Here is a 14,889-nt window from a genome sequence, read left to right on the forward strand (position 1 = left end):
AGCAGCCGATACTGCGGCGCCTGTGCCGCCGAAGCGGCGCATGAGCAAGATCGGCCTGGCCCTCGTTGCTGTTTTGGGCGTAGGTGCTTATGGTCTGCAGCAGTTGGGCAACAAGCATGACCAGCAAATGATCGAGCAGGCCATTGCGGCCGGCAAGAACTGCCTGGGTAAAAAAGACTACCGCTGCGCCATCGACAATGCCGACAGCGCACTGCAGAAAGACCGCAACGAACCACGTGCCCTGAGTCTCAAGCAACAGGCGCAAGCCGACCTGGCCCGACTGCAGAAGGTCGAAGATGACAAGCAGGCCCGGCTACAAGCCGAAGCCTCACAAAAGGCCGCCGCCGAGCGTGCTCGTCAGGAGCAGGCCCGCGCGCAAGCGGCTCAGGACGAGCTTGAAGCGCGGCGCAGAAGCGAAGAGCTGGATCGTCAGGCTCAGGAGTTGCGTGAGCAGCGCGTTGAAGAACAGCGTCGGCGCGAACAGCTTGCTCAAGAGCAGCAAGCTGTTCGCGAGCAACGTCAGCGTGCTCAAGAGCGTGCAGCTCAGCAACAGCGGGCACAGAACTCAGGTAACTACGTGGCTCCGGCGAATGCCTTCAACCGTCCGCCGTTCAATGCCTCTTCCGGCAGCAGCACTGACGACATCATTCGTCAGGGGCAGCAGATGCAGCAATTTCAGCGTCAGCAGCAACAACCGCAACGGCAGACGCAGGGGCAACAGCAGCAGAATAAAGACGTGATCAGGTCGATTATCAATTGATCAAGCGCAGGCATGTCATAAGACCTGCCTGGCTTTGAATTTCCGGTTACCGGACAAAGCCATGCAGGGCTGTTTCATGGAGCCCGGGATGTACCTTGGTGGACATCGCAGTAGTAATGCCGATCAAAGGCTGACGTACTCCTTGTAGGAGCGACCTTGGTCGCGAAGAGGCCGGTAAAAACACTGCATCTGTTGTTAATGTCGCTTTGTATTCTCCAGCCGCCAAGGATGTCGGCAGGTTCTTCTTTACTGAACTGAACCGGTCTTGACTGATCGGTATCAGTTCGTATGTTCAACGTTGAACCATCGATTGTTTAAGCCGCCTGCACGGTAGTGAAGGACGAATGATGTCGTCTGTGCTGCTATTCAATTTTCTGAGCTGCCTACACGGCAGTGAAGGCACCGACCATGGCTGTTCCCACTGGCGAGTGTTTCTGAGCTGCCTATACGGCAGTGAAGCAACCCAGCGCACTACCGGTACGAATGGATCTTTTCTGAGCTGCCTACACGGCAGTGAAGGACCGAGCCCGCCTGATGTGTTGTGGTTGATATTTCTGAGCTGCCTACACGGCAGTGAAGATCAAGGGCCGCCGCCCGGCCCGCACCACATGTTTCTGAGCTGCCTACACGGCAGTGAAGGTTGTCCTGGCCGCAGTTGCGGCAGTCGTATATTTCTGAGCTGCCTACACGGCAGTGAAGATCACTTGCGCGCCTTCGCCGCCGAACGCCTCTTTCTGAGCTGCCTACACGGCAGTGAAGGCTGTCGAGCTGCTCGACATAAGCATCCTGCAGTTTCTGAGCTGCCTACACGGCAGTGAAGAAGGCGATCGACGCTCAGCGCCTGCGTACCAATTTCTGAGCTGCCTACACGGCAGTGAAGATGTTCTTCAGAACGCAGTGCTGATTGCGCTTTTTCTGAGCTGCCTACACGGCAGTGAAGATGCGGCCACGAATCTGCTTGCTGGCCACGTTTTTCTGAGCTGCCTACACGGCAGTGAAGCCGCTTGACGAATGTGACGCCGTCGGGGACTGTTTCTGAGCTGCCTACACGGCAGTGAAGTGGTCGGAAAGCAAGTTCGGAGCCAAGTCACTTTTCTGAGCTGCCTACACGGCAGTGAAGTGATCGGCAAGCAAACTGCGCGGGACCGGCCCTTTCTGAGCTGCCTACACGGCAGTGAAGAGGCCGGTGGTTTCGAACGTGAAGCGGTGGCTTTTCTGAGCTGCCTACACGGCAGTGAAGTAGAGGTCAACCATGGCAGCCCCGCCGTTACCTTTCTGAGCTGCCTACACGGCAGTGAAGGCCATCAACCGCTCCATTTTCTCTATGTCGCATTTCTGAGCTGCCTACACGGCAGTGAAGTTCGCCCTGAGCCTTCGGGAGCACGATAGCGCTTTCTGAGCTGCCTACACGGCAGTGAAGGATCGCACCAGTCAGTACCTTGGCTGCCAGGCTTTCTGAGCTGCCTACACGGCAGTGAAGCTTTCGACGGGGACAAGCCTGTTCACTGACTTTTTCTGAGCTGCCTACACGGCAGTGAAGCGTCCAGCCGGTGACCACACACGTTTTCCATGTTTCTGAGCTGCCTACACGGCAGTGAAGGCGCTGCTCGCCTTCCGGGCCGCGCGAGGTTTTTTCTGAGCTGCCTACACGGCAGTGAAGTAGAGAATTACCTCGATAACTCTATGTCTTTAAAAGAGAATCTTCTGCTTTACCCTTACGGACCCTTTTCTCAAGGCTGCTCGTAAGTTATTGATTTTACAAGCAGCCTCTTGGGCCTCGAAAAAGAGGGTCAGAACCACGGGACCGTAGCGGTGTTGCTCAAGCCGTATCCGTTGAATGCTCCCGCTTTGGGCGCATCCAGTAGCGGTCCATGCTGGATGAACAGTCTGAAGTGCTGGCCGGTTGTCTGACTACGCAGTTGTGCGAAAGGCAGGTGGCAGCGCTTCGCAGCGTGGTCCGGGATACGCTCGCGGGCCTGTTCTTCGCTGATGCCGTGACGCTTGATCAGACGGCGGCGAGCACGTTCAGGGCTACTGTCAACCTGGACACGGCTGACAGTCCGGTGTCGGGCGGTGGCGGGGACCGGGCTCAAGTCTCCCAACCGCACATGGTCACGCATGCCTGTCAGCCAGTTAAGCGCAAGCAGCACATCCAGAGTTTGCGCTGTACCGTGCAGGCGTAAATGTGAGCCCAGCCCGGCAGATTTGCCTTCGATACCCGGAAAACTGATACCCACGTCATCGCGGCGCAGGTCATGCAGCCCCCGGTGCAGCTTTGCAAGTAAAGCGCTCATCAGTTGCGTCGCCGGAAATTCCGGGTCCGGCAACAAATGCAGGTCAAGGTAATGGTCCATGGCTTAGCCCGCCTCACCGAATACGCCGCCGCGGATCAGGGTGGCGATGACGAAGTGTTGCTGGTCTGGCTCCGGCACTTTGTCTTTTAGTACCCAGCCATCGAGCAAGGTGTAGAAGTCATCCTTGGTGTTGCGTGGCTGACGATAGGCTTTGCCTTGAGTGGTGACCGAACCGTAGGGTTCAACGGCAATCGGGCCGTTGACGTCGGCTTCCTGATACCAGGTGTCGATGCTGCGAATGGCGTTGCCGATTTTCTGCGAGTGAATACCGGCGATTTTATCCACGTGATACAGCGTTTTACTCTTGCCGTTGCTGCCACGCTCGAGAATCAACTCCTGGGAAGGGAACACCTCTTGGCCGGCCCCCACTCGCACATAGGCCGTAATACCCAACAGCACATGCTGCTCGCCCGCCAGGCCGCTGGCGATCAACTGGCTGAGTTCGTCGATGGCTTTGCTGCTGGCGTCGAAGTTACGCAGAGACAGCTCAAGAGCGTCGAACGTCCAGTGGCTTGCCGGTTTGCCATCGACCAGTCGAGCGACTTCGATTTCAACCTGCTCTGCACCAATTCGGTTACGCCACAGAAAGCGCCCGTTGGCCAAGTTGTGCGCATAACGGCGGGCCAGCTCGGCAAAGCCTTTGCTGTCGACATAGCCCTTGACCGTGGCCAGCAGCTTTTCCCGGTAGGCGGCATCGTTACAAGCCGAAGGCTGGCCGGTGCCTGCCAGCACGCGCAGGGTGAAGCTGACTTTCAGGGTATCGGCATTGTGGGGCAGGGCGGCGACATCGACGGTTTGCAGGTTTGGATTCTCGATCTGGGCATCCAGCTTGGCCGGGTCCAGGTCTTTGGTTTTCAGACGGTTGGAGATGGTGCCGCGTACCGATTTTTCGCGGATGGCGACTGGTGTCCAGTCTTTGCGGGTTTGCCAGTCACCGGCGTAAAACAACGCGTCGGAAGGATCGAGTTTGCGTTCGAAGGCCAGTACGGAAGCGGTTTTCAGATCATCTTTAGCCATTTTCAAATACCTTTTACGAAGATGGAGAATGCTTAATCGAAGTGGTGAGTTTCGGCAGGGCGATAGTCGTTGCGGCAGCGGTACAGGCCGTTTTCGGGTTGCGAGTCGGCATACCACAGCAACTGTTCAGCGCTTTGCAGGCGATGCGGGCTGAGCCACTCGCCAATGCCGTACAGGCTTTCAACGAAGCGGAACGGCGTTTCCTTGTCGCGGGTATTGGCGACTGAGCCTGCGGGTTGCAGTTCGCTCAATGCGCCGTAGCCAAGTGGAATGGGGACGACCCAGCCGTTGCGGTCGTGGGACCAGTCGGCTTTTTTGGCTGGGTCTTCGTTTGCTGTGCTGTGCCAGTTGATCCGCGACAGTGACAGCCAGGCATCCAGTGGCGAGGCATGCCCTTGCTGGGCCTTGAGCGCTGTCTGGCGTTGCTCCAGAAGATCTTGGCGTTCGACCAGAACGAAGCCGGGCAGCAGGCGCAGGCGCAGCTTTCTGAACAGGGCTTCACGAGCGGTATCATCGTTTTCAAAGGCGACGATGTAAGGCTGTTGCTTGTAGCGCGGAGCTTTTGACGGGATCACGCTGCCCCCGGCAATGCGCATCTGCGACAACAGATCGCGAACCTTTGCGGCCAGGCTTTCAGCTTGTGTCAGGTCTTTTAGCAGGGTCAGGCTCTGGACGGCGAATACCAGACTAATCTCCATATGCATGCGACCCTCTTCGACGATGGCCGCTGTGCTGCCGTCTTTGTCGATTGGGTTACGGGTCAGGCGCAAGCTATTTACGAAACCGCCTTCGGTCACCTGTTCCTCATGGGAGTGGGCGACTACACCGATGGCATTGAACTGCAGGTCCACTCCGGCTTCGGTGGTCTTGCGCTCAAGCGCCCACATCAGGCCCAGAAAGGCCGTCATTGACGGGAAGCCATGGGTCAGTGGGCTGGAGATTGAATTTGCGTTCTGCACGCGGATATGCGGAATGACCAGCAGGTACTCGAAGTACGGACACTTAGCCATGATTGACTTCCTCCCTTGCTTTAGCCAGTGACAGCAGCCCAGAGGGAACTGGTCTGTCGGCATCGACGATGGCTTGCTTGGCCCAATGCACTTGCTCTGTATCGCCAACGGGCAAACCTTGCTCGCGCAGATACGCGTTCAGCCATTGGCCGAAGGCATGCGCGACCTGTGCTGGCCAGTCTTCCCAGAGGAAAGCGGCGTTGAAGGCCTGATCCTCTTCAAGATGGCTATCGCGAAGCTCCAGTTTGCAGCGCTCAGGGTCGAGCCAGAGCTGTTCGTGCAGGGAGAGTTTGCAGTCGGGGCTTCGCGTCCAGCCGGCCCCGAATAGTTCTCGGGTTATCAGGCCGAACTCGGCCAAAGATTGGCCAAGGGCTTGTTCAAGAGCTTCGCGAGTCAAGCGGGTTGGCTTGATTTTCGGCGGATCGCTTTTAAGCAGTGTTGTCAGCTCCTTCAACTGCTCCGGCACGGAGTCATGCCACCTGAAGCGGCTGAAAATCGTCTCAATGCGCAGCAGCTTAGGAAACTTGGCCTGTCGCCATTGGGGTGGGGTGCAGGCCAGTAGATAGTTCACACCACCACGCTCAGTGTTTAGCTGGCTGATGTTCTGAGGTTTGGTACCTCCCAGCTTGCGCACGACCAGGTTGCGATAGTCGTGATACTGATCCTCATGGTGCTTGCCATCACGTCGGGCTTGTCTGGCAGCCTTATTGACTTCCCCGAAACGGGCATCGTTAATGTCTTGATGCACTGTATGCGCCAAGCTGCTGGAGGCGAGCGGTTGCAGTAGGTGAAAACCGGTATTGTCGGCAGGCTCGCCAGATGTACACCAATACAACTGTTTGGCCAGAACATGGCTGACTAACGTAGTGGCTGGACGGATCAAGTTTTTGAAAGTTTCGGCCCATTCATTTGCGGTTACCGGGTCTGCGTCCAGAGCTAGTAGCAGGTCAGCGTCGTTGTCGTGCAGCCAATCCAGAATTTGACGGTTTTCGATCTCCAATTTGAGGAATTTGTAGACGTCCAACGCGGCGGCATTACCGGCGACATCGACACTGTAGTCTTCCCCCAGATTGTGCGTTCCTATCTCTGTATGTTGTGGCAACGACGTCGGAACAACATGAATGCTAGTGGCTTTTTTAATGTCTCCATGAGTCGCTTTGACGGGGTGCGTGACTATCTTGATTTGCTCAGATCTCCGGACGGCGTCTGCCAGCCAGATGCTGTAGTCGTATTTGGCGACTGTTTCTATATCGTCACTGCCCTTGAGCTTGGCTTCTTTGCGATCGTTAATGAACGCGCTGATTGCCTCACGGAACCGAGTGGAGCGAGTTGTAGCTTTAGATCCTTCATCCATGTCACAGACCTTGGCAATTGACTTGGTACAAGCCATAACGGAAATTCATTGATCAGGTTTCGTACTTTTTAGGTTGCTGGCTCCTCTTTTTGAAAACCCCAAAACCGGGTGATACCGCCAGCCAAACCGGCTCTCGCGCACCGTCACCACCGAAAATCTCTCCCCCGCCGCCCGCAGCGAGATCCCGTTTTCCTCTGCCTGTTCTTCCAGCAATGTCATCAGGTCATGCCGTCCCCATGGCGCAATCCTCGGACCTAACTGGCTGTCGAGGTCGATGCCCGTCAGTTGACCTTGCGCTGAGGTATGAATCTCTGGAACGCCCCGCTTCGCTTCTTCATGAATCCGATGCAGCACTAGCGCGTCTTCATCTTCATCAGGCAGGAACAGCAATTCGACGTCATCGCTTGTTTGCTCACGAAACCGTTGGTGCTGCGGCAGCAGCCAGGTCAGCGCGGCCTGCGGGTATTGCCAGGCGCAAGCGGCATCCAGTGGTAGCGGTTGAGGTCTGACGCCACGTGCAGGGGGGCGGGTGGCCGCCGAGTGATCCTTGGGCAGCATCTGCGCGGCAAGGCGGGCGTGTTCCAGGTCCACAAGGCTCTGCTTGGGTTTAAGATCCGTCGCCGGGCGCGGCCGGATGCGGGGCAGAGCAGTGATCATGCGGTACTCGTCTTCAAGCATCAGCTTGTCCAGCCGGTGGCTGGTCAGGCGGAAGGCGTGATTCGTATCGTCGACTCGCAGTTCGAAACCCGGCTGCACAAACGCAGCTTTACCGGCCTGCTCGAAATGCTTCAGGTTGGTATCGAATATCAGCACATTGGGCGATTCACAAGGCCGGTTTCGGTGACGCTGAATACGCCCCGCCAACTGAATCAACGAGCGCATCGACGAAGGCTCGACAATCGCCCAGTCGTAATCGTGATCCCGGCCGACCTCGGTTACCGGCGAGCCCAGCACCACGAACAGATGATTCTGCTCTGGCGACCCATCAATAGCGCTGCGAATCTCCGCTCGGTGGTAAACCGCTTTTTCATCGCGGCGGTTCAAGGTGCTGTCGAGCTGCGCTTCAATGGCCGAGCGCAGTAGCAGCGGAAAACGTGAGTGATACACGCAAAGATGAATGCGGTGATTCTCGTCGGCGCCCAGGCGAAACAACGCTAGGGCGACATCGAACAGCGGTTCGATATTGGCCATGCGCACCAGCCCGAAACTGACCCGCTTGCCACTGCGTGGGCAAGTTTCGGCATGCCAGGCGTGGGCCTTGAACATTGCCTGACGAATATGGGCAGCAAATGCCTTGCGAATGGCTTCGGGTTGTTTGGCGCTGATCGCCAGCGGCAGCAGCTCGCCGCAGCGGCGTGGCGCAACCTTGCTCAGTTCGCTGATGCGCCGCGTCACGAACTGCTCATGCTGGGCGTTGAGGTCTTGGGCGTTGGCGCAGCTAGCGCTATGGGCGCCGAACTCATCGACCCACAGGCACGGGATTTTACCCGGCGGCCAGGTGTGCTGGTCGTGCGAGCCGCGATTGCGCCGGTAGTGCAGGCGCCCGGCCCGGTAGGCCTGGAACATCCCGTCTACCAGGCTCGGCGGCAGGGTGGCGGACGACAGCAGCACACGGCTGCCGAGCAGTCCGGCCCAATGCACCAGGCGGGTGAGGGCGGGCAGGTCGGCCAGATCGAAATCGTCCAGTTCATCGATGACCAGGTCGCTGCTCATCAGGCGCAGCATCGGCGCGATCTGCCGCCCCGAGCGCTGGGCTTCGGTGGCGGGCATCAGGTGATCGATGGTGCACACCAGCACTGGCGCGCTAAGCAGCTTGCGGGCCTGCGGGTCGTGCATGGCCTTTGACAGCAACGGATGGTTGTCGACCTGGCCTTCATAGCGCACGTGGCTGTCTTCTTCGAGCAATGACTGGATCGAAGCCGAGCCCGAGGCTTCGGCCTGCTGCTGATGAAATTCGAACAACTTGCGGCTGGCCGAGCCACCGACCTGAATCGCCAGATCGTCCTCACCCAGATGCAGGTCGTTGCGATAGCTCTGCCCGGTTTGCAACGTGAGGGTGCGTAGACCCAGGGCAAAGGTGCAGCGCATGCCGTGCTCAGGGAGGGCGAGAGCGTTCATGATCCTGGCGTTGGCCAGAGTCTTGCCGCAGCCGGTAGACGCCATATTGACGATAAATGCACCTTGTTCGGCGGCGCGGGTACGCAAGGCAGTGGCGGCATCGCTGGCTTTGTCTTGCCACCGAAAGCGCTCGCTGGCGCTGCGTTGGCGTAAGCCTTTGTGGCGTTTGAGGCGTGGCAAATGGCGTTCGAAGCCGGGCAGGCCGTGAATGACTGTCGCGCTCAGCCTGGCGACGCCGAGCAAGTGTTCGTCGAGTCGCTGGTTGAGCGTGCCGCCATGAGTATTGGCGTAGAGCTGGCATTGCTCGTCGCCTTTCACCCGCCCGCTGTCACCGGTTTTGAGTGACGAATAGTGGTGGTCCGCGAGCATCAGGCCCAGCCGTGCCACATGCATGATGTACGGATTATTGAGCCAGTCGCCTTTGTCGGCCCTGGCACGCAGTGTCAGTAAACGGCCAGCCAGTTTGGCGGCTTGATTTCGCCACTTGGGCAACAGCACCGGTAACTGATGGGCAAAATCCCAGTAGGCACTGATGTCTTTCTCTGCGGCTGTCTGCTTGAGTTCGTTCCATTCGTGGGTCATGACACCAAGTACATCGGCCAGTGCCGTGACCTGAATGCCTGGCGTCGGTTTTCCGAACCAGTTGCTTTCACCTTGCTGGGCATTGAATGGCTTGGTCGGCAGCCGGTGGTGGGTGACCACCAGCCAGGCAATCGCTGCTGCCAAAGGTGGCAATTGACGAAAGGGCAAGGTGATATCAGCGTCCAGTCCATCGCGCAGATAACGGCCGGGTTGTAGCCAACTGGCATCGTCCTGAGCATCGGGTGCGGTCAGGCGCTTGAGCCAGGTTTCGTCGTCGTTCTTGCCGACGAACGCCAGAAACAATCGCAGCGACACCCACTCATGGCGGTACAGGTTCTTGTCGCGCAGTTGATTTCTCAGCCGTTGTTGAAAGGCGACGCTCGACTTGCCCAGGTCGTGGAGCAGGGCGGCCATCTGCGCCAGCAGGCTGATGTCTTCGGCGCTGTGCCAGTCGTTTTCGTCTTCAGCGCGCAGCACATTGCGGCGGGTGCTGTTGGTCGGCACCGCACCCTGTTCGTTGAATCGGTTGGCATCGCCTACGATCCACAGCAATTCGCTATGGTCCAGCCCGCGGATCCAGTGGCAGGCCACGGCGGTATTGCGTCGGGCCGACTTTCTCAGCAGGCGGCGCAAGGTGTCGAGGCCGTCCTTGGTGATTGGGGTCTGCCAGGTTCGGTCACCACGGCGCTCGGCGAACTGGTCGAGAATCCGCCGGGTTTCTACCAGTGCGCGCTTGTCACACTGGCTGATCAGCAGAATGTTCACGCCACATCCCCGCCCAGTTGCACGGCAATGTCCTTGAGGCTGTTGATCATGAAGTCCAGCGCTTCACTACGGGTCAGATGTTCGATACACGCCTGACGAAACGCCTGCTCATCGTCGCCACGCATCGCCGATATAAAGGCTTGCGGCAGAATCAAACCGTCTTTGACCAAATCGGCCACATCGAACACCAACCCGCCACGCCGGGTCTTGCCGTGCAGCACCGCCAGCCCGTGAGGCAAACCCAGTACCCAGGTCGCCGTGGCTGCCAGCCCGTAAGCCAGGTAATTACCGTGGTCGAGAAACCGGTTGGCCGGGTCACCGCCGCTGCCACGCTTGGCCCGCACGAAGTCACCGTAGTTCATCGCCGTGGCGGCAAGTTTGAACAAGCGCTTGGTCAGTCGGGCTTCTTCCGTCAGTAGAAAGGTATGGTCTGGCGCGTGCTCGATGTTTGTCAGGGACTTCTGCAGGGCATCGTCCAGCGTTTGTGGGTCGACCTTGAAACCGGCCTTGTCGAACGCCTTGTGCTCCAGCCACTGACGACGAATGTGCGTCAGCCGCAACCGCTGAAACGCCTTGGCTGCCTCCAGGCGCAAGTCATCCTTGAACCAGAAACCGACCCAGCGTTGCAGATACTCGGTGGGGCGATATTCGCTCTGCGGAGAAAACCAGGAGACTTCGATATCGATCTCGTTGGCACTGAACAATGGTGTCCCGCCACCGCCGCAAAACCCGACCAGAACCCCGGCCTTGGCCAGCTCACGCATCGCCGCCTGAGTCACGGAAGTGCCAGTACCCAACAGTACGGTCGTGGTGTTGGCGATGGGAATGTTCCAGTACAACGACTGCTTGCCGGCATCAGTCACATACTCGACCCGGCCACCGTTTACCAAAACGCGGCAGTGTTGCAGGTAGTAAATATTGGCGCGTTTTGAGTGCAGGATCGTCTTGAGATCCGAAGCCTTGATGTCATCCATGGCAGATACCACTGTGAAAGTAGAGCAGTCCTTGTGCTGCGGGGTTATAGCGGAAAGTGATGGCAGTGGGCTATGTGTTTTTTATGTCGGGACATGAGTGGCTGGATGGGGTTTGTGACCCTCTTTTTTCTGGAGTGGGGCGTGGCTATGTAAATCAATGACTTACGGGGTGGGCTGAAAAAAGGGTCGGGCGCGGGATAACGAAGTTTTTGGCTTTTAAAACGGAGGGTTATGGCGCATTGTGTCTACTTCACTGCCGTATAGGCAGCTCAGAAATGAAACCTCAGGAGCTGCGCCGTGGGCGTTGCCTTCACTGCCGTATAGGCAGCTCAGAAATGCCGATGTTCAGGGTACGCTTTCCTTTTTCACTTCACTGCCGTATAGGCAGCTCAGAAAACCACCGCTTGAGCCGCCGCCTGACGAGCCACCTTCACTGCCGTATAGGCAGCTCAGAAAAGATCCCGCAGCGTGCCGCCGTGACTGAACCCCTTCACTGCCGTATAGGCAGCTCAGAAATTGCTCGCCAAGTGGTACGCCAGCCAGCAGTACTTCACTGCCGTATAGGCAGCTCAGAAATACCTGGTCCAAGAGCCTCCGGGCATACGATCCTTCACTGCCGTATAGGCAGCTCAGAAAGGCGCGCAGGCTAGCCGTGCTTGATACATCGACTTCACTGCCGTATAGGCAGCTCAGAAATCTAGAGCAACGTCAAGCATAAAGATTTTAGTCTTCACTGCCGTATAGGCAGCTCAGAAAACTGATAGCCAGAAGTCGCTGGACCAGATCGCCTTCACTGCCGTATAGGCAGCTCAGAAAGACAACCGGGAAGCGTACCGCAGCATGGTCGACTTCACTGCCGTATAGGCAGCTCAGAAATGCGACTCCACCCATGCTGTAACACTGTCGAGCTTCACTGCCGTATAGGCAGCTCAGAAAATGCTCAGCGCGCTGCTCGTCGCTGAGCGTGTCTTCACTGCCGTATAGGCAGCTCAGAAACTAATGGGTCTTACAAAACCTCTGGCGCTGTTCTTCACTGCCGTATAGGCAGCTCAGAAATGGGTGCCTGGCCCGACAGCTTCCGGGACGCCCTTCACTGCCGTATAGGCAGCTCAGAAAATTTGCGCCTTCCGGGCCGTTGATGATGTGGTCTTCACTGCCGTATAGGCAGCTCAGAAAGCGTCGAGCCGTGGCCGATGGTAGGTACGTCGCTTCACTGCCGTATAGGCAGCTCAGAAATAAAGCTGACATTCGACCTTGGCACCACGCTGCTTCACTGCCGTATAGGCAGCTCAGAAAAATGCGGCCACCAAAGCGGCGAAGGCCTACACCTTCACTGCCGTATAGGCAGCTCAGAAAGTTGGCCGGAAGATGGCCGCGCACTTCGAAGGCTTCACTGCCGTATAGGCAGCTCAGAAATGGAACATCGCCATAAACTTCGGCTCGACCGTCTTCACTGCCGTATAGGCAGCTCAGAAATTAACCGGCCGCTGCGGCGCAGCATGTTGATTCTTCACTGCCGTATAGGCAGCTCAGAAATCAAGATCGAGGCGGCAGACATGTCCGGGCAGCTTCACTGCCGTATAGGCAGCTCAGAAATGGCACTGATCCTGGTACTGGTGGTGGTTCAACTTCACTGCCGTATAGGCAGCTCAGAAAAATCTACGACTGAATATATTCAGCAGTACAAGCTTCACTGCCGTATAGGCAGCTCAGAAAGACGCCACGGCGGCTCAATTGCGGGCGGCGCGCTTCACTGCCGTATAGGCAGCTCAGAAAACCAGAGGACCCGCCGCCTGACGAGCCACCACCTTCACTGCCGTATAGGCAGCTCAGAAAAGCCCAGATTTGTCCACGCAGCAGGCGTCACCCTTCACTGCCGTATAGGCAGCTCAGAAAAACAACGCATTCAATCAGAATTTCAAAGATGCCTTCACCTCCGTACAGGCAGCTCAGAAAATCACCGAAGCTCTTATCGAATGTGTCGTAGGTGTCTCTGTCGTTCGGACATCATAAGAGTGTTTGTTTGGCCATGGTATGCCGTTGGTTCTTACTCGCGTTTCACCTTGTCGATTCTATTTCTACCATGCTCTGCGTGGGCTCTAATGAAACAACCCTGCCACAAACTCACTCACAGGTTCGGGTAACAGATCCTGTGGATGGTCGCCTCCGAACGTGGCCAGCCCGCTTCGGCCTTTGATGATGGCGGCGCTCAGAACGTCCCCTGATTGCACCTGAACTATCTCGATTTTGACTTCGACTTTATCCGGGATCATCGACCATTCGGTTGCGCGATCTTCCCAGTGAAGAATCGTTGGGAAAACCAGCAGGTCCTGGCCAGCTTCCCGTGCTGCATACAGTGCTTGGTCAAAGTGATTCGTCTCAGGCCCCAAACGAATGCTATGGACTTCTTTAGCCAGAGCTGCCCGGATGATCTGGGCGGTATTCCTCCCTGAGCCCTTGTACGTGTGAGTGCCATACTCGCCGTCAGTGGGCGTGGAGACGTAAAATTTTTGAGTTCGTTCGAGAGTTGCCAAGGCTTGTTGTTGAGGTATCCATTGATGTGAGTCTGCGCAGCCTGTAAGCGCGGCAGACAATGCAATAAAAATAACGCTTCGCATCGACATGTCCTTGTCCGGGGTTGTGGCTCAATAATATCAAGCGCCGGGCAAGGACTGTCGAGTAGCGCTGGATATCAGGCGCCGCAGGCCACACGGCTGCTAACGCCAGACCCAGCTGCCGGGCATTTTGCTCAAGCCGTCAAATGTTCAAACAGAATCGTCCCGCCCACAATCATCAGCACCACGCCGCCGACAATCTCGGCTCGTTTGCCGACCATCGTGCCGAGCACTCTCCCAAGCATCACGCCGATGGTCACCATCACTAGGGTCGCCAGACCGATCGCCGCTGAGGCAACCAGAATGTTCACGTCGACAAATGCCAGGCCCACCCCCACTGCCAAGGCGTCGATGCTGGTTGCCACGGCGGTAACGGCAAGGATGAACAACGAGTGCTGGCTGGATCTTTCCTGTTCTTCCTCACCGTCGTCTTTCACGCCGTTGTAGATCATGTGCAGGCCCAGGCCGATCAACAGGGTGAAGGCAATCCAGTGGTCCCAGTCGGCGACCCATACTGACGCGGCGCGGCCGATGGCCCAGCCAATCAAGGGGGTGATGGCTTCGATGACGCCGAATATCAAGCCGGTGCGCAGGGCTTCGAGAAAGCGGGGTTTGTGCAGTGCGGAGCCTTTGCCGATGGCCGCTGCGAAAGCGTCCGTGGACATGGCCAGAGCGAGGAAGATAAGGGCAAACGGGGTCACGGTTTACGTCCAGCCGGGCTATGAGTCAACGACACGGCAACGCGCCCGGCTTTAGGCGTGTGCAATGTCGCTGGTCTCACCAACCTAAAAGGTGTTCGTACCACGGCTGACGTGCCGAGAATGTTGATACGAACGCCAGCGATTGCTCGCTGACAGGCTACTCCCCAACGGAAGCGGCGATTATATACAGACCTGGATGAACGGCGGGTGAAGTTTTTTTGGGTAAGCCAGGTTCTTCAGGTTCGCCTTTATCAAGCTGGCGCGAAAAGCCCCTTCCTTCAGGTGGGGGATGAAAGCGCCACCGCGAAGCGCTGATAGGGGTTAAGATCCATAAAACCGCCCCTATTCTGTGTTTCATGACTGAAATGAAAGCGACCAAAACCCTCAAGATTCGAGTGCGAGACAAGCACGCAGCGCAGCTGCGTGAAGCGTCTCGCGCTGTGAATTTTGTGTGGAACTACGTAAACGAGTTGAGTAGTCGCTTGATTCGTGAACGTGGTCGTTTTCTGTCGGCGTTCGACATTCACAAGTACACCAACGGGGCCGGCAAAGACCTGGGACTGCACAGCCAATCGGTGCAGGCTGTTGCCGACGAATATGTCACACGGCGCAAGCAGTTCAAAAAGCGCCAGCTCCGCT

At 57.3% G+C, this 14,889-nt stretch carries 9 protein-coding genes, 1 pseudogene and 2 CRISPR repeat arrays; of the genes and pseudogenes, 2 read left to right on the forward strand and 8 right to left on the reverse strand.

Translation table 11 applies throughout. The features are described 5' to 3' along the window. Positions 1–40 precede the first annotated feature (40 nt). Positions 41–760 (forward strand): hypothetical protein, encoded by a 720-nt coding sequence (locus NJC38_RS05070; protein WP_253111842.1) that lies wholly within the window; start codon positions 41–43, stop codon positions 758–760. Positions 761–1,071: 311 nt separating this feature from the next. After that, positions 1,072–2,420: direct repeats of the CRISPR family, unit length 28 nt; unit sequence TTTCTGAGCTGCCTACACGGCAGTGAAG. 130 nt (positions 2,421–2,550) lie between these two features. On the opposite strand, the gene cas6f is transcribed toward NJC38_RS05070, so the two are convergent. The 8 genes from cas6f to mntP all read right to left on the reverse strand — a co-directional run bounded on the left by cas6f (position 2,551) and on the right by mntP (position 14,250). After that, positions 2,551–3,114 carry a type I-F CRISPR-associated endoribonuclease Cas6/Csy4 gene (gene cas6f, locus NJC38_RS05075; RefSeq protein WP_253111843.1) on the reverse strand — a complete coding sequence of 188 codons (564 nt, stop codon included), beginning with the start codon at positions 3,112–3,114 and terminating at the stop codon, positions 2,551–2,553. Between the two features lie 3 nt (positions 3,115–3,117). Next, the gene (gene csy3, locus NJC38_RS05080) at positions 3,118–4,131 is read right to left on the reverse strand and encodes a type I-F CRISPR-associated protein Csy3 (protein ID WP_253111844.1); all 1,014 of its coding nucleotides are present in this window, start codon (positions 4,129–4,131) and stop codon (positions 3,118–3,120) included. 32 nt (positions 4,132–4,163) lie between these two features. After that, a complete protein-coding gene (gene csy2 / locus NJC38_RS05085) occupies positions 4,164–5,141 on the reverse strand; it encodes a type I-F CRISPR-associated protein Csy2 (RefSeq protein WP_253111845.1) in 978 nt (325 codons plus the stop codon). Then, positions 5,134–6,495: a type I-F CRISPR-associated protein Csy1 gene (csy1, locus tag NJC38_RS05090; protein ID WP_253111846.1), complete on the reverse strand. Its 1,362-nt coding sequence runs from the start codon at positions 6,493–6,495 to the stop codon at positions 5,134–5,136. Before csy1 ends, csy2 begins: the two co-directional genes overlap by 8 nt. Positions 6,496–6,540: 45 nt before the next feature. After that, positions 6,541–9,960 (reverse strand): type I-F CRISPR-associated helicase Cas3f, encoded by a 3,420-nt coding sequence (cas3f, locus tag NJC38_RS05095; RefSeq protein ID WP_253111847.1) that lies wholly within the window; start codon positions 9,958–9,960, stop codon positions 6,541–6,543. Then, positions 9,957–10,934, reverse strand: coding sequence for a type I-F CRISPR-associated endonuclease Cas1f (cas1f, locus tag NJC38_RS05100; RefSeq protein ID WP_253111848.1), 978 nt, complete (start codon positions 10,932–10,934; stop codon positions 9,957–9,959). The genes cas3f and cas1f overlap by 4 nt, the downstream gene beginning before the upstream one ends. Positions 10,935–11,182: 248 nt before the next feature. Next, positions 11,183–12,890: a CRISPR direct-repeat array (repeat unit 28 nt; unit sequence CTTCACTGCCGTATAGGCAGCTCAGAAA). A 143-nt stretch (positions 12,891–13,033) separates the two neighbouring features. Next, entirely contained in the window at positions 13,034–13,558 is a 525-nt protein-coding gene (locus tag NJC38_RS05105) for a DUF4823 domain-containing protein (protein ID WP_253111849.1), read from the reverse strand. Positions 13,559–13,683: 125 nt separating this feature from the next. Further along, entirely contained in the window at positions 13,684–14,250 is a 567-nt protein-coding gene (gene mntP, locus NJC38_RS05110) for a manganese efflux pump MntP (RefSeq protein ID WP_253111850.1), read from the reverse strand. A 365-nt stretch (positions 14,251–14,615) separates the two neighbouring features. Between mntP and NJC38_RS05115 the strand changes: the two are divergent. Then, a pseudogene (locus NJC38_RS05115) lies at positions 14,616–14,889 on the forward strand (RNA-guided endonuclease TnpB family protein); the annotation flags it as partial.

The sequence above is a fragment of the Pseudomonas sp. 21LCFQ010 genome (genome assembly GCF_024129905.1).
In the GTDB taxonomy this organism is placed as follows: domain Bacteria; phylum Pseudomonadota; class Gammaproteobacteria; order Pseudomonadales; family Pseudomonadaceae; genus Aquipseudomonas.